Consider the following 23098-nt stretch of genomic DNA (forward strand, 5'->3'; position numbering starts at 1 on the left):
TAATCAAAAAGACTTAGTCTGATGGAGTTAATTATGAGCAACATTCGTCCATTACATGATCGCGTTGTAATTCGTCGCGTAGAAGAAGAAACCAAAACCGCTGGTGGTATTTTACTTCCAGGTTCTGCTGCTGAAAAACCATCTCAAGGTGAAGTAATTGCAGTAGGTAATGGTCAAATCACTGAGAATGGCGTACGTGCTTTGGATGTTAAAGTTGGTGACAAAGTATTGTTTGGTACTTATGCAGGTACAACAGTGAAAGTAAGTGGTGAAGAACTCTTAATCATGAAAGAGTCAGACATTTTAGCTGTGTTGGAAGGCTAATCAATCCATAACTCAATTCATTATCAGATTCAGTATTTAAAAAGATTCGGAGTTTAATATGTCAGCTAAAGACGTAAAATTTGGTGATTCAGCTCGCTCAAAAATGATTGCAGGCGTAAACGTACTTGCAGATGCTGTTAAAGTGACTTTAGGCCCTAAAGGTCGTAACGTAGTGATTGACCGTTCTTTCGGTGCTCCACACATCACTAAAGACGGTGTAACTGTTGCTAAAGAAATTTCATTAAAAGACAAGTTTGAAAACATGGGTGCTCAACTTGTTCGTGAAGTTTCTAGCAAAACTAATGACATCGCTGGTGACGGTACTACAACTGCAACTGTACTTGCTCAAGCAATTTTAAATGAAGGGATCAAATCTGTAACTGCAGGTATGAACCCAATGGATTTAAAACGTGGTATCGATATCGCAGTAAAAACTGTAGTTGAAAATATCCGTTCAAATGCAAAACCTGCTGATGATTTTAAAGCGATCGAACAAGTTGGTTCTATCTCTGCTAACTCTGACACTACTGTCGGTAAACTTATCGCTCAAGCGATGGAAAAAGTAGGTAAAGAAGGCGTAATCACTGTAGAAGAAGGTTCTGGCTTCGAAGACGCTTTAGACGTTGTAGAAGGTATGCAGTTTGACCGTGGTTATATCTCTCCGTACTTTGCCAACAAGCAAGATACTTTAACAGCTGAGCTTGAAAACCCGTTCATTCTTCTTGTTGACAAAAAAATCGGTAATATTCGTGAATTGATTTCTGTTTTAGAAGCAGTTGCGAAAACTGGTAAACCACTTCTTATCATTGCTGAAGATGTTGAAGGCGAAGCGCTTGCTACACTTGTTGTAAACAACATGCGCGGTATTATCAAAGTATGTGCTGTTAAAGCTCCTGGTTTCGGTGACCGCCGTAAAGCAATGCTTCAAGACATCGCAATCTTGACTGGCGCAACTGTTATTTCTGAAGAAGTTGGTATGTCTTTAGAACAAGCAACTCTTCAAGATTTAGGTACTGCACACAAGATCACTGTTTCTAAAGAAAACACTGTAATTGTTGATGGTGCTGGTGATGCAGCTGCTATTGCTGAGCGTGTTCAGCAAATCCGTGCTCAAATTGAAGAATCTTCTTCAGAATACGACCGTGAAAAATTACAAGAACGTGTTGCTAAATTAGCAGGCGGTGTTGCTGTAATTAAAATTGGTGCGGCAACTGAAGTTGAAATGAAAGAGAAGAAAGACCGCGTAGACGACGCACTTCATGCAACTCGTGCAGCAGTTGAAGAAGGTGTGGTTGCTGGTGGTGGTGTTGCGCTAGTACGTGCTGTAAATGTATTAGACAACCTAAAAGGTGCTAACGACGATCAAACAGCGGGTATCAATATTTTACGCCGTGCGATCGAAGCTCCACTTCGTCAAATCGTTTCAAACGCTGGTGATGAGCCATCTGTAGTTATCAATGCAGTTAAAGCGGGTGAAGGTAACTTCGGTTATAACGCTGCAACTGGCGAATATGGCGATATGTTAGAAATGGGTATTCTTGACCCAGCTAAAGTAACTCGTTCTGCACTTGAACACGCTGCTTCTGTAGCTGGTTTAATGTTAACTACAGAATGTATGATTACTGACATTCCAGAAGATAAACCAGCTGTTCCAGATATGGGCGGTATGGGTGGTATGGGCGGAATGATGTAATAACGCATCAACGCTTGAACTAAAAAAATCCCTGTTTATACAGGGATTTTTTATTTTACGTGATTTTAAGAAATAGTTAAGTTCAATAACTTATATTAAAAAACAGGAACAGCAGCTAGAAGTTCCTCTTTGTTACAGCCATGCTTATTTACTTATAAGCATGGTTTTTTTTATCCTAATAAAATGAACAACCATGTAATAGCAATAATAGAAAGCGCAACAAATTGAGCCGCACTTCCCATATCTTTTGCATTTTTAGAAAGTTGATGTTTTTCAAGAGAAACTCGGTCAACGACTGCTTCAATAGCCGAATTGAATAATTCAACGATCATTGCAAATAGACATACAATAATGAGTAAGACGTGTTCACTGCGGGTTACGTCAAGAAAAAAACTAACTGGAATTAAAATAAGATTAATCAAAACAATTTGACGGAAAGCTGCTTCATTTTTATATGCTGCTTTAAATCCGGAAATCGAGTAGCCCGTTGCATTTAATATACGCTTAAGGCCTGTTTTACCTTTATAAGGAGAATAGCTATTCATTTACTTATATTTCTGACACATTTCATGCATTATATAATTTGGGTCTTAAAAAATTATTAAATCTTTTTTAAAGATTTTGACTTTATAACTGAATAGAGAAGAAGAGATGAAAAAATTATGTGTAGCTTTGGGTCTTGCATTTTGTAGCATGCATGCTGCGTATGCCGAACAAACTCCTACTCAACAAGTACCTGGATATTATAAGCATCAATTCGGAAAATACCGTGTAACATCTTTACTTGATGGCACGATTTATCTAAATCCTAACTTGTTTAAAAATTTAAATCAGACTCAAAAAACTAAAATATTAACTAAATATGCTGCTGTGAATGAGAAGGGTATTCAAACTTCGGTCAATGCATTTTTAGTAGATGATGGTAAGAATTTAACGCTTGTCGATAGTGGTGCAGCAAGTTGTTTTGGCCCACAACTGGGTTCGATTGCAAAAAATATTGAATTAGCAGGTTATCAACTTGCTAATGTAAAAACAGTATTGCTCACACATTTACACCCAGACCATGTATGCGGAATTGCTCAAAATGGGAAAGCTGTATTTCCAAATGCAACTGTATATGCACATGAACGCGAAGCTGATTATTGGTTAAATCCAGCTTCTGAAAAAACAGTGCCAGCAGATAAAAAGCAAAACTATTTAGGTACTGTGAAAAACATAAAAACTGCTCTTGCTCCATATCAAGCAAAAAAAGCATTTAAGACATTTAAAGATGGCGATGTTATTCAAGGTTTTGAAGTGATCGATACGCGCGGTCATACACCTGGGCATCATAGCTTTCGCTTAAAGAGTAATGATCAGCAAATTATTTTTGTTGGAGACATTGTTCACTCGCATTCTTTGCAGTTTGATGCTCCAAAAACAGGTGTGGATTTCGATGTGAATTCTGAGCAGGCGATTAATACCCGTTTAAAAATGTTTGCTGAAATTTCAAATAAGCAGCAATGGGTCGCAGCGCCACATTTACCATTCCCAGGGATTGGCCATGTTTATAAAGTAAACGCTGAGCAATATCAGTGGATCCCACTTTATTTTGATAATGTCGTAGAGAAATAAAAAAACAGGGCATTTATTGCCCTGTTTTTTATTAAAAGCTTTAATTATTTTGCGGCTTTTTCATAATTAATAACGGCTTCACGGCCAAGTGCTGGGTCATCTGTAAAGACTCCATCAACACCCGCTTTGAAATAGGCTTCAAATTCTTTTAAAGCACCAGTTGGGCAGCGCTCAGCTGGTTTATCTTGACTGCATTTTAAAGGCGTTGGTAAGAAATTATTTTCTGGACGGAAAGTATAAGGATGTACTTTTAAGCCAGCTTTATGCGCATCAGAAATAAACGAAGTCGTTTGAACTGAGCCATTCTCATTAAAGTTTAGAATATAACCTTTACTTGGTCCTACACCGTTTGCATATTTAGCAACATCTTTTAAGCCTTCTGCTGTGGCTAAATCAGCATAAGTTTTGGTTTCACCAGATTCAACGAAGTCGGCTGGTTGAGAGGTTTTAGCATCATATAATTGAATAATTTGTGCATGTTTAAGCGTCTTATGAAGATCCAGCTCCCTTTTTAAATCTTTTAAGTTTTGAACTTCAAAAGACTGTAAATAGACAGGTGCAATATCACGTGTATATTTATATTTGGCTAAGGTTTTAAGAAGGGTATCTTCCATTGCCAGATTATGATTTTTAAAGTAAGTCGGATGTTTGGTTTCAATATATAAACCAATAATTTTTCCCGTTTTCTTATAATTTGCTTCAGCTAGCTCAATCACTTGTTCTAGAGTCGGGACAGGATAAAGGTCATTATAAGCTGTGTTTGCAGGTCGGAACTCTGGAATACGTTCACGCGCTTTAAGTTGGTTTAATTCACTTAAAGTGAAGTCTTCTGTAAACCAACCCGTTAAGTCTTTGCCGTCAATATTTTTTGTTGTTTTACGATCTGCAAACTGAGTTAAAGTGCTTACATTGGTTGTTCCACCAATCTCATTTTCATGGCGAGTAACCAATACACCGTCTTTTGTAGATACTAAATCCGGTTCAATAAAATCTGCACCATCATCAATGGCTTTTTGATATGAAGCTAAAGTGTGTTCAGGGCGTAAAGCGCTAGCGCCACGGTGCCCAATCACTAAAATTTTAGGTAGTTGGTATTCTGGTGTAGTAGGCGTGTTTTCGGTTTTATCATCGTCATTACAACCAACCAAGCTAATTAAACTTAAGCATAAAATTGCTCTTTTAAACATAATTCTACTCATATTGTTTTAGTTGAAACGGCTCTAGTCTGCTTATTGAGTTTGACGTGATCATGAAGAATTCATGAATTTTCAGTGACACTTGTTAAAACCTTCTTTATGGGTTTGTAGGAAATAGCCATTCCTGCTTTGTTTTTGTCCTAATTGCATTTATTGTGTTAATTCTACTTGTCTTTTATATATCGCTCGTTGATGATCAAGATGCCGAATTCGGTATTGCCACCCGTTAATTGACGACTTAATTCTGAGCAGCCATGCTATCTAAATTTTTTATTCAGCGCCCTATTTTTGCCAGTGTACTTGCAATTATTGTTATGGCATTTGGTATTTTCTCGGTTCTGAATTTGCCAGTAGAACGCTATCCCGATATTGCACCTCCAAAAATTACAGTATCGGCGAGTTATAGTGGGGCAGATGCACAGACGGTTGAGCAAAGTGTTACTCAGATTTTAGAACAGCAAATACAAGGTATTGATCACTTACTTTATTTCAGTTCTACCAGTGACTCGTCGGGACGTAGCCGAATTACCATTAGTTTTGATAATGGAACAAATCCAGATACTGCACAGGTACAAGTACAAAATAGCATTAGTGGCGTGATAAGACGTTTACCAGATGAAGTACAACGCCAAGGGGTGACGGTAAGTAAGTCGCTGGGCGATACCTTTATGGTGGTGGGTTTATATGACTCGACTGGTAAAGCTGGGAATATTGAGCTATCAGACTATTTAACGACGCATGTGGTCGATAACCTGAACCGTATTGAAGGGGTGGGTGAGTCTGATGTTTTCGGTTCGCAATATGCAATGCGAATCTGGTTAAACCCTGATAAATTAAAACAATATAATTTAATGCCAAGTGATGTTGCCAGTGCAATCACTGCTCAAAATACCCAAGTGGCTGCGGGTGCAATTGGTGATTTACCTGTTATTGATGGGCAATATTTAAATACTAAAGTTACAGCTGGTTCTCGACTAAAAACAGTCGAAGATTTTAAAAATATTGTAGTGAAATCAAATCAAACTGCGAGCTATGTCTATTTAAAAGATATTGCTAGAGTTGAGTTGGGTGCAGAAAACTATCAGTCTTTTAATACCATTAATGGTTATCCTGCCGCAGGTTTAGGTATTTCATTGTCTTCGGGTGCAAATGCCATTCAGACCTCTAAACTTATCCATCAAACTCTAGATCAGCTTACAACCAAACTACCTGCGGGTTATAAAATTGTTTATCCACGTGATAACACGCCGTTTGTTCAAGAGTCGATTAAAGAAGTCGTAAAGACGCTTATTGAAGCGATTATTTTAGTTATTTTGGTAATGTTCCTATTTTTGCAAAGCTGGCGCGCGACACTCATTCCGAGTATTACCGTTCCGGTTGTTATTTTAGGAACTTTTGCTGTTTTATACGTGCTTGGTTTTAGCATTAACACCTTAACCTTATTTGCACTAGTACTCGCTATTGGCTTGTTAGTGGATGATGCAATTGTAGTCGTAGAAAACGTTGAACGGCTCATGCATGAACAGCACTTAACACCCAAAGAAGCAGCTATTGAGTCAATGGGCGAAATTAGTGGTGCTTTAATTGGGATTACATTGGTACTAACTGCTGTTTTTATTCCAATGTCTTTTTTAGGTGGCTCAATTGGGGTGATTTACCGCCAGTTTTCCATTACCTTAGTTGCCGCTATGGCGTTATCGCTCGTTGTTGCATTAGTTCTAACACCTGCATTGTGTGCCTTAATTTTAAAGCCTAATCCTCAGCCTATGCGTTGGGCAGTTTGGTTTAACCAAAAGATTGATCAACTTAAAAATCAATATATCAAGATCGTCCAAACAAGCATTCGTTACAGTAAGTCGGTTGTTGTGATTTTTGTGGCTTTAATTGCTGTATTCATGCTGTTCTATAGCGGTTTAAAAAGTGGATTTATTCCTAAAGAAGATCAAGGCATTTTAAGTGTTCAAATTAAGCTTGTTGATAGCGCCCCAATTTCTCAAAGTCAGAAAATTGGTGAACAAGTTCGTCAATATTTCTTGACTCAAGAAGATAAAAATGTCGATTTAGTTTTAATCCGTTATGGTCGAAACAATTCGGGTACAGGGCAAAATTTAGCACAAGGGTTCATTGCTTTAAAACCGTGGGATGTGCGTACTGGAAAAGAAAACTCAGCGGATGCTATACAAAAGCGGGCAATGAAATATTTTAGTCAATTAAATAATGCTCAAATTAATGTGACTTTACCACCTTCAGTAAATGGTTTAGGTCAAACCGATGGTATGGATTTATGGATTCAAGATTTAAATGGGCAAGGACAAGATTTTCTAGATAGCACCTTCCGTCAATTGCAAACTCAAAGTAAAAATTATTCAACTTTTGAAAACTTTGATAAGCAATCAACCAATAGTAAAGCAAATCTCAATATCAAAATTGATCAGAAACAAGCGTTATCAAATGGTTTAGAACTACCTGCGATTAACAACACTTTGTCGAGTGCGTGGGGCGGAACGTATGTAAATGACTTTATTGACCGTGGTCGTATTAAGCGTGTCATGATTCAAGGTGATGCCGAGTTCAGATCGAAACCAGAAGATTTATATAACTGGTCTGTGCGTAACAACCAAAATGAAATGGTTCCTTTTAGTTCATTTGCTAACTTTAGCTGGGGTGGTGCTCCTGAAATCGTAAAACGCTATATGGGTTATAGTGCCTTGCAGTTACAGGCAGACGTTGCGAGTGGCAGCAGTTCAGGTCAGGCAATGAAAGATGTTGAACAACTTGTAAATCAGCAAAAAGATGTTGGTTTAGCTTGGACCGGTTTATCTTTTGAAGAACAGAAGTCGACAAATCAGGCCGTCTGGTTATATTTAATTTCGGCAGGCTTTATTTTCTTATGTTTAGCAGCTTTATATGAAAGCTTGAGCATTCCAGCAGCTGTGATGACCTCTATTCCGCTAGGTGTCGGAGGAAGTGTCATTTTCTCTTATATTTTCGGACTACCAAATGATGTGTATTTCCAGATTGCACTGTTAACCACAATTGGTCTGTCATGTAAAAACGCAATTTTAATTGTTGAGTTTGCAGCTTTGGCTCAAGAAAAGGGTAAGAATGCCATTCAGGCGGCTTTAGAGGGCGCTAGCTTGCGTCTAAGACCGATTTTAATGACATCTTTAGCCTTTGGTGCAGGTGTGATTCCCCTCGTGTTTGCTCAAGGTGCAGGGGCTGTGAGCCGTCAAGAAATCGGTATTAGTATTTTAGGTGGCGTTATGTTTGGTACAGTGCTGGTTTTATTCTTTATTCCAGTTATGTATGTGTTATTGCGTTCATTATTTAGATCGAAAGCGTCTAGTTAAAAGTAAACAATTTAAAAAGAGGCATTAAATCAAGTATATTAAGTTTAACTTCTCTTCATATATTTGATTTAGATGCCTCAAGAAAAAAAATTAACAGAGCAACAGGTCATCGCATTAGAACGAGACCTTGCCAAGTTTGCTACCATGATGGACAGCGCGGTGCGTATTCCTTTTACGAAGCAGGGCATTGGTGCTGATGCTGCACTGAGCACGATTCCAATTGCTGGTGATGTCGCTGGTTTTGTACTGACGTGTTATGCAATTTATAAAGCTAAACAGATTGGTGTACCACAACACAAGTTAACTCCAGTTATCAAACTCGCTGTTGTAGATGCTGTAGTAGGTTTTGTTCCAGTTGCTGGGACTATTTTTGATATTTTTATCCGCCCTAGTAGAAAAGCATTAGATGTGGTTCATACGCACATACGTGAAGAATATGCGATTCAAAGTGATATTCATGTTGTTCATCCATATTTGCATGAAAAACTCGAAAAGAAGCAGCAACACTCAGCTTTCTGGCGTAATCCTGTGGTGAGTTGGTTATGGTTGCATATACCCGATTTATTAGGCGCGTTTGTATTGCTTTTAATTGGCTTCGCTGTTTGGTGGGGGGCAAGTTATCTTTGGGGTCTCTATCAAACCATGTAATAAAAATAAAGCCTCCAGTTGGAGGCTTTATCTCTTCACGTTAAACGTTTTATGGGCAATCTAATTGATGTAAAGCTGCCACACGTTGTTCAATTGTTGGGTGGGTTTGGAACAAAGCAGCTAAGCTAAAGCCTTGTTCTTTACCTTCCGCAATCGCGAAAGCTTTCATTTCTTTTGGCATTTGATCTGGCATTTCTGTCTCAGCTTGTAGACGTAATAATGCAGAAATCATTGCTTGTTTACCTGCTAAACGTGCACCTGCTTCATCAGCACGGTATTCACGATAACGAGAGAACCACATCACAATCGCAGAAGCGAGAATACCAAAGACGATATCTAATACCATGGTAATGAGGAAATAACCCATACCTGGGGCTTGATCATCTTGACGACCAAAAACATTACGGTCGATAAAATCACCGACTACGCGAGCAAAGAACATAACAAAGGCGTTCACGACACCTTGGATGAGTGCTAGGGTAACCATGTCACCATTAGCAACGTGACCAATCTCGTGCGCAAGCACAGCACGTAGCTCATCTTTGTTCATACGTTCAAGTAGACCAGATGAAACGGCAACTAAGGCATCATTCTTATTCCAGCCTGTTGCAAAGGCATTGGATTGATATGATGGAAAAATACCAACCTCTGGCATGTTAATACCAGAACGTTGAGAAAGTTCAGCGACTGTTTGCAATAACCAGCTTTCAGCTTGGTTACGAGGAGCATTCGGGTCGATCAGTTCTGTACCGGTCGTTTTCTTAGCCATCCATTTTGACATGAATAACGAGATTAAAGATCCCACCATACCAAACACAAAACAGATCACTAAAAGGTTGCCTAGATTCAAGCCACCCGCGCCATGGTAACTACCGACACCGAAGAGTGACAAAATAATGCCAGCTACAACCAGTACCGCGAGGTTGGTAAGCAAAAACAAACCAATCCGCATCATTGAGAAAATCCTCTTATAAATAAAATGTTATCTGATTTACAAATTCTAAATCATGCAGCTAATATGCGGGGCTTAGGGGAAAAATTCAAGAAAAAAATAAGGAATTGATACATTCTTTCACGAAGTAGAATGTACCTAAATTTAAAGAATAATTGGCTAAATTCGCCTAAATGGTAAGGATCAGGTAATAGATCATTACAATTTAAAGCACATAAACTTGACGAAATAAACTGTCAGTAAACGTTCTTACTCTATTCGAATATGTGCAATTGCTGTGGCATTGTTTGTGACATAAGTACCTGTAGGCGCATCAGTAAATGTTCCATTAGATAAAGTCACAATTTGACGAGAATTGGAATGTTTAGGAGCTGGTGCTGCTATTTGAGCTGTTGTGTTTTCCACTAAGTTAGTAGATTGAGAAGTGACTTGTGCTGAAGTATTAGAAAAAGATGAGAAACCAGAACCAGATGAATATAAGTTTTGATATCGGCTCGTTACACGGCGCACGTAATCTTGTGTTTCACGAAAAGGTGGAATACCGCCGTATTTATCAACGTTTCCTTCGCCAGCATTATAAGCAGCAAGCGCCATTTGAGTATTACCCCCAAAACGTTTGAGTAACCAGCTTAAATATTTTGCACCTGCAAAAATATTTTGCTGAGCATCAAAGGCATTGGTCACGTTAAATCGACGTGCAGTCGCAGGCATGAGTTGCATAAGACCTTGCGCGCCAACTGGAGAGCGGGCATTGACGTTAAATCCTGACTCGGTATGCATGACAGCCTTAATTAAGCCTTCAGATACACCATGCTGTAGAGCAGCTTGTTTAATAATATGATCAAAAGCATTTTTATTTTTATTGTAGCTTGGCAGAACAGAAGCTTCTGATGCTCCCCAGTTCGTATAACTATGAATATTACTATCAGGGTAGTAAGTCACTTTTACTTTTTTAAGTGATTGATCATAACTTTTTCGGTTGGTGAGCAATGTACTACCATTTTTATCTTGGTAAATATACATTTGGCCTGCTGAACTCGAAGTTATGCCGACCGTAAAAGTGGTCATCCCCAGCAAACAAGAAATCAGAAATTGAACCGAATTTTTCATTTTATGTTATTCACAATTTTAAGGTATTTAAAACTTGCCAAAGAGTTTATCAAAAAATATTACTTAAAGAAGTTTTGTGTAATTTTTTTTATTTCGACTCTTTCAAAAAATCAAGCTGTTTTGTTCGAATGCTCATCAAAAAAAATTAAAAATTATTTTTAAAATGATTCTATTGACTTGAATAACATGTTGATATTAAAAGGTAAAAAACATTGGTTAAAAAATGATCAATTTAAATAAAACCCTTAACAGAAGGTCAAAACAGTTTGTCAAGTACGAAGAAATCCACAATTTTATCCACAGGTTTTGTGGAAAACTGTGGAAAAGTCCAAAAAGTAAGCATTTTGCACATTTTTTGAACGCTTCAGTCAAAAATAGAGCATCACTTTTGCATCATGCATGAGCAATGTGACGACTTCAAGAATTGAAACTATTCTTTTGATGCGATTCTCTTCTGAATCATATAAAATTGCGCGGTATTTTTATTTATGGGTATATCTCGTCTATGTACGCGCCAGTTGAGTCCAATCAGGGATTTAATTTTAAGCCTGAACTTCCAACAAGCTCGGCCTATTACCGTTTGCTCAAGAAGCTTCGCCGTCAAGTTGGGCATGCTATTCGTGACTTCAATATGATTGAAGAGGGCGATAAGGTCATGGTGTGTGTGTCTGGTGGTAAAGACAGTTATACCTTGCTCGATATCATGTTGCAGTTTAAACGTATTGCACCAATCAATTTTGATGTTGTTGCGGTTAACCTTGACCAAAAGCAACCCGGCTTTCCTGAAGATGTCTTACCTCGTTATATGGAAGAAAATAACATTCCATATTACATTTTAGAAAAAGACACCTATACCATTACTAAACGTTTAACACCGGAAGGTAAAACCTACTGTGCAGTATGTTCACGTTTACGCCGTGGTTCTTTATATGGCTTTGCACAAGAAATTGGTGCGACTAAAGTTGCTTTAGGACATCACCGTGATGATATTCTTGCAACGTTCTTCTTAAACTTGTTTCATGGCGGAAGTTTAAAGGCGATGCCTCCAAAGCTTTTATCATCGGACAAAAAGAATATTTTGATTCGCCCATTGGCATATGTTGAAGAAAAAGACATCATCAAATATGCAGAGTTACGTCAGTTCCCAATCATTCCATGTAACCTTTGTGGTTCGCAGGAAAACTTACAGCGTGCCATGCTCAATGAAATGCTACGTGACTGGGATAAACAATATCCGAAACGCTTACACAGTATTTTCGGTGCGTTACAAAACGTATCACCGTCTCAGTTAGCGGACCGTGAATTGTTCGATTTCGAAGCTTTAGATTCTCAGCGCGAGTTAGATTTTAAAGATCCGGAAGAGCTTAAAAACCGTTTAGATGTCGTGAACTTAAGCTTTGCTGCTGAATAAACGCTAGACATAGACAATGTTAAAGGCACTTTATAAACAAGTGCCTTTAATGTATCAAAATACTAAAAAATGAATGTTCCGTACAAAAAGTCATAGCCCTAAATTTAAATTACATGCTATAACAACGCTCAAGCAGAATTGCTTCACATGATGTTGTCTGGATAGACAACTAGAGAAATTGAACAAATAAATTTGAGGAAGAATCATGCCTGCATTTTTAACTGAAGATTGGTTTGCTACTGTCGAAAAATTAACTGCTGAAGCAGGGGATCTTAATTTGCCACCTGCTCTTGCGAATTTGGCAATTAATTTAGTAGTTACAGATGCTTCTGGAAATACCGAATTAGCTTTAGATGGGGGTAAAATCCAAAAAGGTTTGTCTTCAAATGCCAAAACAACTTTAAATATGGATGCTGAAACTTTACGTAAAGTATTCTTAGAGTTTGATATGGCTGCTGCTATGCAGGCATTCATGACTGGTAAAATTAAAGTTCAAGGCGATATGTCTCAATTAATGGCTTTACAAACAGCTAAGCCAAGCCAAGAACAAAAAGATTTGTTTAAGAAAGTATTAGAGCATACAGCTTAAATCTAAAAGAATTCATATAAAAAGCTTACCCCAAGAGGTAAGCTTTTTATTCACACAAACAAAGAATTTATCAACTTTTAAATAATAAAATTAGATATTGATCCGTGTTTGCGCTGTTTTGATATGTTCAAGATAAGCACGAATACGAGTGACATATTGAACCGCTTGCTTATATCGACCATTACGCGTTTTATTACTTTGCAAATAATTGTAGAGATTAACCCATTGGTTGGGATCTTTCCCTTGTGCTTGCAAGCGCTTCTGAATCTGGTTTACCGCACCTGGTCCCATATTATAGGCCACCAGCGCATACCAGTTTCGATCAGGGAAAGGAATATCATCATATTCACTTAACATCTGGTCGTAATACTTCGCGCCACCTTGAATGCTTTGAGCTGGATCACTACGATTGCTCACACCCATTGCTCGAGCAGTGCTATTGGTCAGCATCATTAAGCCACGAACACCTGTGGGAGAAACAGATTCTGGCTTTAAATATGATTCTTGATAACCAATTGCGGCAAGCAAATGCCAGTCGAGATCGTATTTAGCTGCACTTTGTTTAAAGCTCGCTTTATAAATCGGTAAACGCGTTTTTAAGTCACGTTGAATGGTTGACCAAGCTTCTGGTTTCACCACATTACGATTATAGAAAGAAGCGAGTTGCTGAGTCACACCATTTTGCTTACTTTGGCATACAAAGCCACTAGCGGTCTGGGTGAGGGGGTCATCAGCTTGTTTAAACACCCAGCTTAACTCAGGATTTAAACCATTTTTTTGCAGATCGACTGTGTCACCACAGCTTGCAGAAAAAGACATCAAACCTTTGTTCTCGATGGTACTTAAACCAGTGGTCGTCATCGCAAAGTTTGCTTTACCTTGCTGAACCCATCTAAGGGCAGTGGCATTGTCTGCCACGATTTTAAAGTCCAGCTTTACATTAAGGCTTTGTGCATAGTTACGGGCTAAGTCGTAACCAAAACCATGTAAAAACTGATCTTCTTTGAAAACGGTTGTCGGGCTTTCTACCGCAACAACAGTTAAAGTGTTTGTATTTACTACAGTATTGTACTGTAGGGTTTTTCCTGCATTAATACTATGAAATGGAAAAAGCATAGTACTAAGTGCAAGTGCTTTTAACGGGAGAGAAGAAAATAAAGAGTTAAGGCAAAGCCTCGACCCTGAACTTGAATTACTGTGCATGTTGTCTCCGCTACAGGTAATTTATGCCCCAAAAGTCAGACAAAAAGCTGCCATAACTTCTAAAAGTTGATAAATTCAATAAGGGGTGGGCAGTCATGACGTCATTCAAAATGACATGAAATGAAAAAAACAAACTGTGTAGAAAATCTACATAGTTTTCTAGAAGGTTAAAAATTGCTCAACATTTAATCTGCGCGCATCATAGTATTGAAAAAAAGTATTGTCAAATTTCGTACAATTAAATATTCGATATATCATCATAAACACATGAATTTCTTAAGGAAGAAAATTTATACACTTCTGATATGAGAAAATAGGGTATAAAATGCTACATCTTGTAAGCGATATGTTGTTAAACAGTGGTTTTTAATCATGAAATCTAACTTAATCACTCGATCTGGGCATGACAAATTAGTTGCTGAATTAAAACAACTTTGGCATGAAGAACGACCGGAAATCACAAAGAAAGTGAATTGGGCTGCAAGCTTAGGTGACCGCAGTGAAAATGCCGATTATCAATACAATAAGCAGCTACTTAGAAAAATTGATCGACGAGTACGCTATTTAGGAAAACGTTTAGAAGAATTAAAAATCATTGATTACGCTCCTGAACAAGACGGTAAGGTTTACTTCGGCGCTTGGGTAGAGATTGAAAATGAAGAAGGCGAGCAAAAAACTTTACGTATTGTAGGGATCGATGAAATTTATGATCATCACCCGCAGCATATCTCAATTGAATCGCCGATGGCTCGTGCACTGCTCGGCAAAGAAGTCGATGATGAGATTGAAGTACACACGCCATCTGGAAAAAAGCTTTGGTATATCAATACAATTCGCTATGAAAAGAACGAAAATCCAGAAAACTAAATTAATTTGTATTTATTTTGAGCGTTTGAATTAAAAGTTAAATAAAAGGTTTGCCAACTTGAGTTTTTATTTATATTATAGCGCTCGTTGGAAGCGTGGCAGAGCGGTTTAATGCACCGGTCTTGAAAACCGACGAGGGTGTGAGTCCTCCGTGAGTTCGAATCTCACCGCTTCCGCCAAATTCTTAAAAAGCCCTTGTTAATGACGAGGGCTTTTTTTTTACCTGTAATTTAAAACTGCTCAAGTGAAGAGAAAATACAGTATAGGTGTGATTCAATATGACTATTAAATTGTAGGAATCGTCCCACCATCAATCACATATTCAGTACCTGTAATTGCAGACGCACGGGATGATGCCAAAAAGGCGATAAGATTTGCTATTTCATCAGGTTTAGCTGGTCGTCCAATAGGAATTCCTCCGATTGAATCCATAACTATCTTTTTACCACCCTCGTAATCTGTACCAGCTTGTAAAGCCAGTCGCTCTGCAAGAGCAATAGATGCCTCTGTTTCAATCCATCCTGGAGAGACTTGAATAACCCTAATACCTTTGGGAGATATTTCTTTTGACAGGCTTTTACTATAAGTCGCTAGCGCTGCTTTTGCAGCAGCATAAGCTGTCGTAGCTTCTGGTAATGGAAGTGAACGTTGTATTGACGTAACGTGGATTACAACACCTTGGCCTTGCTGAATCATATTGGGAATTAGTTGATGATCAATACGTATTGCAGGCATCAGATTTAGGTGAAGTTCTTTATACCACTCTTCATCGGTTAATGCTGCGAATCCACCTGCTGGTGCAGATGAACCACCAAGCATGTGTATAATTATATCCACACCACCTAATATCTCTTGTACTGCTTGGACGATAGCTTCACAACCTTCTCGAGTTGTGAGATCAGCAGAAACAAAATGTGCATTATTCGGTAAATAATCTGGTTGAGTTCTAGCCGTAGTTAGTACTGTTGCGCCGAGTTCATGGAATAATTGAACTGTGGCAGCGCCAGTACCTTTTGTACCCGCAGTGATTAAGGCACGTTTTCCTTTTAAAGTAATAAAATCTTCCATTAATAAATCCTCAATTTAACAACTTTGCCATTTTCAAGTGTGAACTGGAAGGTAAGTTTCACAGGGCTATTTGGAAAGTTGCCACTCCCTTGTGTTAAAACCGTGCTGATATGGTTAGTATTGGAAACCTCAATAATTTCAAGAGAGTACTGGTATTTTTCTTTCATTGTTAGTAACCATGTACGAATTTCCACAATTCCTCTGTATAGACTGCCATCGTCTTCAACAATGGCAGAGTCAGAAAAAATTTGGTTTAAAGCATCTACGTCGTTCGCTTGATCAGCATCAAAGTATGCACTAACCACTTCTGGTATATCTTTCATGAGTCGCTCTTTTTGAATGATCTAAATTAGTGTTTTAAATTTTATAATTTGACGATTGTTCTAACAATCCGTATAAAATGGGATGTTTAGTTGAATAAATCAGGATAATGGAACGAGCAAATTTAAATGATCTAAAAGCAGTAATGGCAATCGCCAAGCGAGGAACTTTTCGTGGCGCTGCGATTGAACTTGGGATGTCTACAACAGCTTTAAGTCATGCAATTAGTAAATTAGAGGAAAATTTGGGTGTACGTCTGTTTAATCGGACAACACGTAGTGTCTCATTGACAGAAGCAGGCAGACTTTTTGTAGAGCAAGTCGGGCCTGCTCTTCAGGATATTCATAGTGCCTTAGATATTGTACGTTCGCAGAGAGAAACACCCTCAGGTACATTAAGAATCAATGCGGCCGCATTTGCAGCGAGAGAGATTATTTCTCCTGTGATTATCGAATTTCTTCGACGTTACCCAGAAATGAATATTGATTTAGTGACCGAGGGTAAACTTGTTGACATTATTGCTGATGGTTTTGATTTAGGTATTCGAGTTGCCCATCTTGTTCCAAGTGACATGATTGCAGTGTCTCTTGGTAAACTTCAAAGATATGTTGTTGTTGGTTCACCTGAGTATTTGGAGCGTTACGGAAAGCCAAAAATACCAACAGATCTTTTTAGACATAAATGTATTCGAGTACGTCTTCCTGATGGTGCACTATTTAGCTGGAAGTTTGAAAAAAATGGAGAAATTATTCAAATTGATGTGCAAGGACCGATTACCCTTGATGAAGCAAGCTTATCAAGAGCTACAGTATTAGAGAACATTGGCTTAGGATACTTTATGGAACAGGATGTTCGTGCTGAAATTGAGTCAGGTCAACTTATTTCTGTTTTGGACGATTGGATGCCTTGTATGTCTGGTCTCTGTTTATATTATTCAGGGAGACGCAACCAATCTGCTGGTTTGAAAGCCTTCCTTGCCCTAGTTCGTGAAGTAGCGTTGTGCAATGAGTAATTCGTTATATATCAATTTTGAATAACACTAATTAATTTTTATAAAAATATGTGCCTATATTTTTCCTTATTGTCATCTTAGTTTGATTTATAAGTAATAAAAATCGTTTGTTCTTCTCATTTAATAGTTCACTCTCCATTCTTAAAATAAAAACTTTAATCTTCATTTAAGTTCAACTCTTTAATTTATTACATAGCAATTGATTTCTTTAATAGGTCAGAAAAACTCAAACGTGACTTTATTTTAGCTAAATCAAAAAATTAAAGTGAGTTATAAAAATGAACCAATTCGTAACAAGTTCGAAGAATATTATTCGTGGTAAATTTCACCCCGAATTTTTGCAAGATGAAGTACTCGCCGATATTTTTATTCAAACTGCTCAAAATCTCTCAGATAAAACAGCTTTAATTGAAGCAAATAAAACGTTGACGTATGGGGAGTTATATCAGCAAGCCTTAATTATGGCTCAACATTTGACAATAAGAGGGGTAAAACCAGGTCATATTGTTGGGTTATGGGTACCTCGTGGTATTGAGCTTTTAAAAGCCCAATTGGCGATTTGTTTGAGTGGCGCAGCTTGGCTTCCTTTTGATATGGATACGCCAGCCGACCGTATTGCGGTTTGTCTTGAAGATGCCGAAGCTGTCGGGATGATTACTACTGATGAATGGTATGAACACTTAGCTGAAGTGCCACAAACAAAATGGACAAATACTGAACTTCAAAAGCCACTCAGTGAAAATATTCCTTTAGCTAGAACGACCTCCGATCAACCTGCGTATATTATTTATACGTCAGGTTCAACGGGTAAGCCGAAAGGGATTGTAATTACTCAAAAAAATATTTGTCACTTTCTACGTAGTGAAAATAATGTTTTGGGTATTCAAGAGCAAGATAAAGTCTATCAAGGCTTTTCTGTCGCTTTTGATATGTCGTTTGAAGAAATCTGGCTGTCTTATTTGGTTGGTGCAACTTTGTGGATTGCACCTAAGTCGCTTGTAAGTGACCCTGAACGTTTATGCCAAACATTAAAGCAGGAACAAATTACTGTTTTACATGCAGTTCCAACATTACTGGCTTTATTTCCTGAAGATGTACCTAACTTAAGAATTATTAACTTAGGTGGGGAAATGTGTCCAGACTCACTCGTGGACCGTTGGGCATTACCTCACCATCAAATGTTTAATACCTATGGCCCAACTGAGACCACGGTTACTGCAAGCCTTGAGTCATTAGAACGTGGTAAACCCGTCACGATTGGTAAACCTTTACCAAACTATGGCATGTTGGTGATTAACGCAGAACGAGAATTACTGCCTCAAGGTGAAACAGGTGAGCTCTGTATTTTCGGTCCGAGTGTGGCACCAGGCTATTTAGGCAGACCTGATTTAACGGCTGATAAGTTTATTGAAAACCCTTGGGCAATGAGTGCGGATGAAGAGTTACTTTACCGTACTGGTGATTTGGCAAAAATTGATGAATTTGGTCAAGTCCACTGCTTAGGGCGTGCTGATGATCAGGTGAAAATCCGTGGTTTCCGTGTTGAACTCGGTGAAATTGAAGCGGCACTTTGTGATATTGATGGGATTGGTACCGCAGCAGTAATTTTGCGTCAAGAAGACGGAATTGATCAGCTTATTGCTTTTATTGCAGCCGAGCTTGATGCCAAACAACCGATAGAAATTAAGCAACTTCGACATACATTAGCTCAACGTTTACCACCTTATATGGTGCCGAATCGTTTTGAGATTATTGAAGAAGTACCACGTTTATTATCTGGAAAAATTGACCGTAAAGCGTTAAAAGTAAGACCGCTTACGAGTGTGATTGACCGCAGTGAATCTGATCAGCCGCAAAATCCAGCCGAAGAAATTTTATTTGAAATTTTAAACCGCCTGTTTCCAAACATGCCGATTAAACTAGATTCGGATTTCTTTGATGATTTAGGTGGGCATTCGCTGTTAGCAGCCGTTTTAATTTCAAACCTGCGTGAACATCAAGAATATAGCCATCTTACAATTCAAAGCTTATATCAAGCGAGAAGAGTGGGGGCAATTGCTGCTTTAATGTTGGAACAACCAGAACCGACATTATTTGATAGCCAGATTGGGCAAGACAACCCGCGTAATCAAACTTATAAATGGTTATGTGGTATTGCGCAGCTTACGACCATTCCAGTTTTAATTTCGATTAATATTTTGCAGTGGTTAGCGCCATTCTTTACCTATCACTATTTCACAGGTGGAACCCGAGACAGCATTCCATATGCAATCGCGTTGTCTCTATTGGTTTATATCAGCGTTATTATTAGTAGTTTTGTACTTTCAATTACGGTGAAACGATTATTAATGCTGGGCATTGGTGCTGGACGTTATCCACTTTGGGGAATGACGTATTTCCGTTGGTGGTTAGCAGACCGTATTAGTAATATTTCACCAGTTTATTTATTGTCAGGTTCAACTTTACTTAACCTCTATTTAAAAGCACTCGGCGCAAAAATTGGACATGATGTCACCATTAGTTCAGTTCATATTCGCATGCCATCTTTATTAACTGTTGAAGATGGTGTGAGTATTGGCTCTCAAGTGAATTTAGAAAATGCCAAAGTCGAACATGGACATTTGGTGTTGGGTTCAATTCATCTTAAACAAGATAGTTATGTGGGTTCATATGCTGTATTAGAAGAAAATACAGTGTTAGAAAAACAAGCCCATGTAAATGCCTTAACTTCAATTGAATATGACACGGTTGTACCAGCCGGAGAAGTTTGGGATGGTACGCCAGCTAAGAAAATAGGGCATGTAGATGAACACGCTAAAATGCCAGAACGTCCTAAATTATCGTTCATTCGTAAGATTGCTGAATATGGATATTATGGTGTTAGTGCGTTAATCATTGCTTGTCTGTTCTTTATTCCAATTTTCCCAAGTTTCCTTTTGGTCGATTGGTTAGATGTAAACGTATTTAATATCAATCCGAATAACCACCTGCAAATCGCACTTTATTATTTTGCTTTAGCGATTCCAGCTAGTGCAATGATGATGATGATTACCGCTGTTATTTCTTCAGCAATACGCAAAATTGCATTGCCTCGTCTTGAGACTGGAACGTACGCTGTTCATGGCAGCACCTATTATCGTAAATGGTTTGCATCTCAAATTTTAGAAACAAGCTTACAAACATTGCACGGCCTGTTTGCTACGATTTATGCACCTACATGGTTCCGTATGTTAGGGGCGAAAGTAGGTAAAAATACCGAAATTTCTACCGCAAATGGTGTTATTCCTGAAATGCTGACTTTGGGTGAAGAAAGCTTTATTGCCGATGCGGTAATGTTGGGTGATGAAGAGATCAAAGGCGGTTGGATGACATTAAAATCGACCAAAATCGGTAACCGTAGCTTTGTCGGAAACAGTGCTTATATTGCTGATGGAACTGTTTTACCAGATAACGTTTTAATTGGCGTACAGTCAAAAACACCAGATAACCTTGAAATGTATGATGGTCAAACTTGGTTTGGTTCGCCGCCATTATTATTGCCTGCACGTGAAGCTGCCGAAAAATATCCTGACCACTTAACGTTTAAACCAAGCTTCAAGCGCCGTTTCATGCGTGGTTTTATTGAAGGACTTCGCGTTGTATTGCCAGCCGCACTCGCAATTGGTGTGGGGTATATGATTGTGCTTGAAGTGATTGATGTTATTAACAAATACAACATTCCAACTGGTTTATTGGCTTTAACGCTTGCTGGTTTACTCTATGGTGTTGGCTGTTTCATTATTGTTGCATTGATGAAGTGGACTTTAATTGGTCGTTATCAACCACGTTCAGCGCCAATGTGGACCATGTTTGTGTGGTTAAGTGAAGGGATTACCAGCTTATATGAATCAGTTGCGATTCCTAACTTCTTAAACTACTTAAGAGGAACGCCAATGCTGCCATTCTTCTTACGTATTTTGGGTGTTCAAATTGGTAAAGATGTTTACATGGATACGGCTGATATCACTGAGTTCGACTGTGTAAGCATTGGTGACCGTGCAGAGTTTAATAGCTTCTCAGGCCCACAAACCCACTTGTTTGAAGATCGTATTATGAAAATTGGACAAGTGAATATTGGAAATGATGTAGTCGTAAATTCACGTAGCATTATTTTATATAACGCCAATGTTAGCCATCATGCAGTGTTAGGGCCATTAACTTTGGTTATGAAAGGTGAAAATATTCCTGCTAAATCTGCGTGGATTGGCTCACCAGCTGTGCCTTGGGTTCATAAGTAATTGAAACTGAGCTTAACTCACTAATTTAAAAAGCCTTTGTGAAAACAGAGGCTTTTTTTATGCATAGAACATAAATTACATTCATAGTTAGCTTAAATATTGCTAACAAATCCTGAAAATTTCATATAAATCAAATAAGTACATATTTTAATCAAAACTGTTTTATTTATATAATATGTTTTTTATTATCAGTCCCTTACCAAGAGCACATCTATATATCAAAATCGAACAAGTTATTTGTAGAATATTCACTTATTGATATATGATGATCCAATATTTAGAAACTGATTCAAAACATAATTCTGTTGTTCAGCGAGCAAGATCAAGGAAGAAATAAGGCTGAATTCAGGCTTCTAAACCCTTATATATCTGGAATTACTTCCAGCCAAATATTGCATTTCGACCCAATGGTTGGGAATGCCTCGCTCTTTTGTAGAGTAGGCGTTTCCTATTTTAGGATGTATCTATGAAAAAATTATTTAGTGTCCTGTTCAGTGCATCTGTACTCACACTGACTGCATGTAATAAACAACCTGCACAAACTGAAAATTCAGCACCAGCTAAAGACAAAACTGAGTCAGTACGCACAATTAAACTTGTTTCAACAGGTTCAGACACTGACGTATGGAAATATGTTGCAACGCTTCCTGAAACTAAAGAAGCAGGCATTAAACTCGAAGTGACTAACTTGACTGACTACGTTGTGTTGAACACATCTGTAGCAAGTGGCGAACAAGATGTAAATGCGTTCCAGTCATTTAACTATTTAGCAGCTTACAATGCTTCAAATACAGCTAAAGTTGCGGCTGTTGCGACGACTTACTTGGAACCAATGGGTCTTTACGCAAATAAAGTTAAAACTGTTGATGAGTTCCCACAAGGCGCTACAATCGCGATTCCAAACGATACTGCGAACGAAGCGCGTGCATTAACCTTATTACAGTCTGCTAAACTCATTAAACTTAAACCAGACTTTGACCCTGTAAAAGGGACAACGAATGACATCGCTGAAAACCCTAAAGGTTTAAAATTAAAACCAATTCAAATGACTACAGCAGTTCGTGTTAAAAACGACGTAGATGCAATTGTATTGGGTAATACATTAGCACTTGAAGGCGGCTTAAACGTTCTGAAAGATTCTATCTTCCGTGAACCTATTGACCAGTCTACAAAGCTTTATGTGAACTTATTAGGTGTGGCTGAAGCGAATAAAAATGACCCGATCTATACGAAATTGGGTGAACTTTACCACTTACCTAAAGTACAAAAGTTTGTGAGCGAAAAATTTGCAGGTACAAAAGTTGAAGTGAACAAACCTGTCTCTGAGTTTACTGACATCAAATAAGTAATTTTTTAATTAAAATTATTTTAAAGCTAAGCCTAGGTAATCGGGGCTTAGCTTTTTTATTTAGAGTGTTGTAATTGAATTAATTCATCCTACAAACAACTATTAATTTTTATAA

18 protein-coding genes and 1 tRNA gene are annotated in these 23098 nt (G+C 38.1%); 12 read left to right on the forward strand and 7 right to left on the reverse strand.

The genetic code is table 11. The features are described 5' to 3' along the window. Positions 1-33 precede the first annotated feature (33 nt). Together K6I41_RS04120 and groL are read left to right on the forward strand one after the other, a co-directional pair. The gene (locus tag K6I41_RS04120; protein WP_002120604.1) at positions 34-324 is read left to right on the forward strand and encodes a co-chaperone GroES; all 291 of its coding nucleotides are present in this window, start codon (positions 34-36) and stop codon (positions 322-324) included. 58 nt (positions 325-382) lie between these two features. Next, positions 383-2017, forward strand: coding sequence for a chaperonin GroEL (gene groL / locus K6I41_RS04125; RefSeq protein WP_005307896.1), 1635 nt, complete (start codon positions 383-385; stop codon positions 2015-2017). A gap of 170 nt (positions 2018-2187) precedes the next feature. Here groL and K6I41_RS04130 read toward each other — a convergent pair whose 3' ends face one another. After that, entirely contained in the window at positions 2188-2562 is a 375-nt protein-coding gene (locus K6I41_RS04130) for a diacylglycerol kinase (RefSeq protein WP_016137277.1), read from the reverse strand. Positions 2563-2668: 106 nt separating this feature from the next. Between K6I41_RS04130 and K6I41_RS04135 the strand changes: the two genes are divergently transcribed. After that, positions 2669-3631 carry an MBL fold metallo-hydrolase gene (locus tag K6I41_RS04135; protein WP_250375250.1) on the forward strand — a complete coding sequence of 321 codons (963 nt, stop codon included), beginning with the start codon at positions 2669-2671 and terminating at the stop codon, positions 3629-3631. A gap of 44 nt (positions 3632-3675) precedes the next feature. Here the strand turns inward: K6I41_RS04135 and K6I41_RS04140 are convergent, their stop codons facing one another. Then, the gene (locus K6I41_RS04140; RefSeq protein ID WP_250375251.1) at positions 3676-4818 is read right to left on the reverse strand and encodes a glycerophosphodiester phosphodiesterase; all 1143 of its coding nucleotides are present in this window, start codon (positions 4816-4818) and stop codon (positions 3676-3678) included. A gap of 263 nt (positions 4819-5081) precedes the next feature. On the opposite strand from K6I41_RS04140, the gene K6I41_RS04145 reads away from it, so the two are divergent. Beyond that, a complete protein-coding gene (locus K6I41_RS04145; protein ID WP_250375252.1) occupies positions 5082-8177 on the forward strand; it encodes a multidrug efflux RND transporter permease subunit in 3096 nt (1031 codons plus the stop codon). 72 nt (positions 8178-8249) lie between these two features. Next, complete coding sequence (locus tag K6I41_RS04150) at positions 8250-8825, forward strand: DUF4112 domain-containing protein (RefSeq protein WP_013197011.1); 576 nt, start codon at positions 8250-8252, stop codon at positions 8823-8825. A gap of 49 nt (positions 8826-8874) precedes the next feature. Here K6I41_RS04150 and htpX read toward each other — a convergent pair whose 3' ends face one another. Both htpX and K6I41_RS04160 read right to left on the reverse strand, forming a co-directional pair. Further along, positions 8875-9780, reverse strand: coding sequence for a protease HtpX (htpX, locus tag K6I41_RS04155; protein WP_250375253.1), 906 nt, complete (start codon positions 9778-9780; stop codon positions 8875-8877). 246 nt (positions 9781-10026) lie between these two features. Then, positions 10027-10887, reverse strand: a complete 861-nt coding sequence (locus K6I41_RS04160; RefSeq protein ID WP_215898301.1) for a lytic transglycosylase domain-containing protein — start codon at positions 10885-10887, stop codon at positions 10027-10029. A 505-nt stretch (positions 10888-11392) separates the two neighbouring features. On the opposite strand from K6I41_RS04160, the gene ttcA reads away from it, so the two are divergent. Together ttcA and K6I41_RS04170 are read left to right on the forward strand one after the other, a co-directional pair. Next, entirely contained in the window at positions 11393-12298 is a 906-nt protein-coding gene (ttcA, locus tag K6I41_RS04165) for a tRNA 2-thiocytidine(32) synthetase TtcA (RefSeq protein WP_005307874.1), read from the forward strand. Positions 12299-12503: 205 nt separating this feature from the next. Beyond that, on the forward strand, positions 12504-12887 hold the full coding sequence (locus K6I41_RS04170) for an SCP2 sterol-binding domain-containing protein (protein ID WP_002118641.1): 384 nt from the start codon (positions 12504-12506) through the stop codon (positions 12885-12887). A gap of 90 nt (positions 12888-12977) precedes the next feature. On the opposite strand, the gene K6I41_RS04175 is transcribed toward K6I41_RS04170, so the two are convergent. Beyond that, positions 12978-14090 (reverse strand): MltF family protein, encoded by a 1113-nt coding sequence (locus K6I41_RS04175; protein ID WP_250375254.1) that lies wholly within the window; start codon positions 14088-14090, stop codon positions 12978-12980. A gap of 372 nt (positions 14091-14462) precedes the next feature. Between K6I41_RS04175 and greB the strand changes: the two genes are divergently transcribed. Then, complete coding sequence (greB, locus tag K6I41_RS04180; RefSeq protein ID WP_004790517.1) at positions 14463-14957, forward strand: transcription elongation factor GreB; 495 nt, start codon at positions 14463-14465, stop codon at positions 14955-14957. Positions 14958-15046: 89 nt separating this feature from the next. After that, positions 15047-15136, forward strand: a tRNA-Ser gene (locus tag K6I41_RS04185). 106 nt (positions 15137-15242) lie between these two features. Here K6I41_RS04185 and K6I41_RS04190 read toward each other — a convergent pair. Further along, positions 15243-16025 carry an SDR family oxidoreductase gene (locus K6I41_RS04190; protein ID WP_250375255.1) on the reverse strand — a complete coding sequence of 261 codons (783 nt, stop codon included), beginning with the start codon at positions 16023-16025 and terminating at the stop codon, positions 15243-15245. Next, positions 16025-16348 (reverse strand): nuclear transport factor 2 family protein, encoded by a 324-nt coding sequence (locus K6I41_RS04195; protein WP_250375256.1) that lies wholly within the window; start codon positions 16346-16348, stop codon positions 16025-16027. The genes K6I41_RS04190 and K6I41_RS04195 overlap by 1 nt, the downstream gene beginning before the upstream one ends. A 107-nt stretch (positions 16349-16455) precedes the next feature. Between K6I41_RS04195 and K6I41_RS04200 the strand changes: the two genes are divergently transcribed. The 3 genes from K6I41_RS04200 to K6I41_RS04210 all read left to right on the forward strand — a co-directional run bounded on the left by K6I41_RS04200 (position 16456) and on the right by K6I41_RS04210 (position 22980). Then, on the forward strand, positions 16456-17358 hold the full coding sequence (locus K6I41_RS04200) for a LysR family transcriptional regulator (protein ID WP_009393614.1): 903 nt from the start codon (positions 16456-16458) through the stop codon (positions 17356-17358). A gap of 278 nt (positions 17359-17636) precedes the next feature. Then, positions 17637-21635 (forward strand): delta-poly-L-ornithine synthetase PosA, encoded by a 3999-nt coding sequence (posA, locus tag K6I41_RS04205; RefSeq protein ID WP_250375257.1) that lies wholly within the window; start codon positions 17637-17639, stop codon positions 21633-21635. Between the two features lie 466 nt (positions 21636-22101). Further along, complete coding sequence (locus K6I41_RS04210) at positions 22102-22980, forward strand: MetQ/NlpA family ABC transporter substrate-binding protein (protein ID WP_005307722.1); 879 nt, start codon at positions 22102-22104, stop codon at positions 22978-22980. Positions 22981-23098: the final 118 nt, after the last annotated feature.

It is taken from the genome of Acinetobacter sp. AS23 (assembly GCF_023612055.1).
In the GTDB taxonomy this organism is placed as follows: domain Bacteria; phylum Pseudomonadota; class Gammaproteobacteria; order Pseudomonadales; family Moraxellaceae; genus Acinetobacter; species Acinetobacter oleivorans.

Coding starts and splice junctions, on each gene's coding strand:
- K6I41_RS04120 (WP_002120604.1), top strand. CDS start 34: ATGAGCAACATTCGTCCATTACATGATCGCGTTGTAATTCGTCGCGTA.
- groL (WP_005307896.1), top strand. CDS start 383: ATGTCAGCTAAAGACGTAAAATTTGGTGATTCAGCTCGCTCAAAAATG.
- K6I41_RS04130 (WP_016137277.1), bottom strand. CDS start 2,562: ATGAATAGCTATTCTCCTTATAAAGGTAAAACAGGCCTTAAGCGTATA.
- K6I41_RS04135 (WP_250375250.1), top strand. CDS start 2,669: ATGAAAAAATTATGTGTAGCTTTGGGTCTTGCATTTTGTAGCATGCAT.
- K6I41_RS04140 (WP_250375251.1), bottom strand. CDS start 4,818: ATGTTTAAAAGAGCAATTTTATGCTTAAGTTTAATTAGCTTGGTTGGT.
- K6I41_RS04145 (WP_250375252.1), top strand. CDS start 5,082: ATGCTATCTAAATTTTTTATTCAGCGCCCTATTTTTGCCAGTGTACTT.
- K6I41_RS04150 (WP_013197011.1), top strand. CDS start 8,250: ATGCCTCAAGAAAAAAAATTAACAGAGCAACAGGTCATCGCATTAGAA.
- htpX (WP_250375253.1), bottom strand. CDS start 9,780: ATGATGCGGATTGGTTTGTTTTTGCTTACCAACCTCGCGGTACTGGTT.
- K6I41_RS04160 (WP_215898301.1), bottom strand. CDS start 10,887: ATGAAAAATTCGGTTCAATTTCTGATTTCTTGTTTGCTGGGGATGACC.
- ttcA (WP_005307874.1), top strand. CDS start 11,393: ATGTACGCGCCAGTTGAGTCCAATCAGGGATTTAATTTTAAGCCTGAA.
- K6I41_RS04170 (WP_002118641.1), top strand. CDS start 12,504: ATGCCTGCATTTTTAACTGAAGATTGGTTTGCTACTGTCGAAAAATTA.
- K6I41_RS04175 (WP_250375254.1), bottom strand. CDS start 14,090: ATGCACAGTAATTCAAGTTCAGGGTCGAGGCTTTGCCTTAACTCTTTA.
- greB (WP_004790517.1), top strand. CDS start 14,463: ATGAAATCTAACTTAATCACTCGATCTGGGCATGACAAATTAGTTGCT.
- K6I41_RS04190 (WP_250375255.1), bottom strand. CDS start 16,025: ATGGAAGATTTTATTACTTTAAAAGGAAAACGTGCCTTAATCACTGCG.
- K6I41_RS04195 (WP_250375256.1), bottom strand. CDS start 16,348: ATGAAAGATATACCAGAAGTGGTTAGTGCATACTTTGATGCTGATCAA.
- K6I41_RS04200 (WP_009393614.1), top strand. CDS start 16,456: ATGGAACGAGCAAATTTAAATGATCTAAAAGCAGTAATGGCAATCGCC.
- posA (WP_250375257.1), top strand. CDS start 17,637: ATGAACCAATTCGTAACAAGTTCGAAGAATATTATTCGTGGTAAATTT.
- K6I41_RS04210 (WP_005307722.1), top strand. CDS start 22,102: ATGAAAAAATTATTTAGTGTCCTGTTCAGTGCATCTGTACTCACACTG.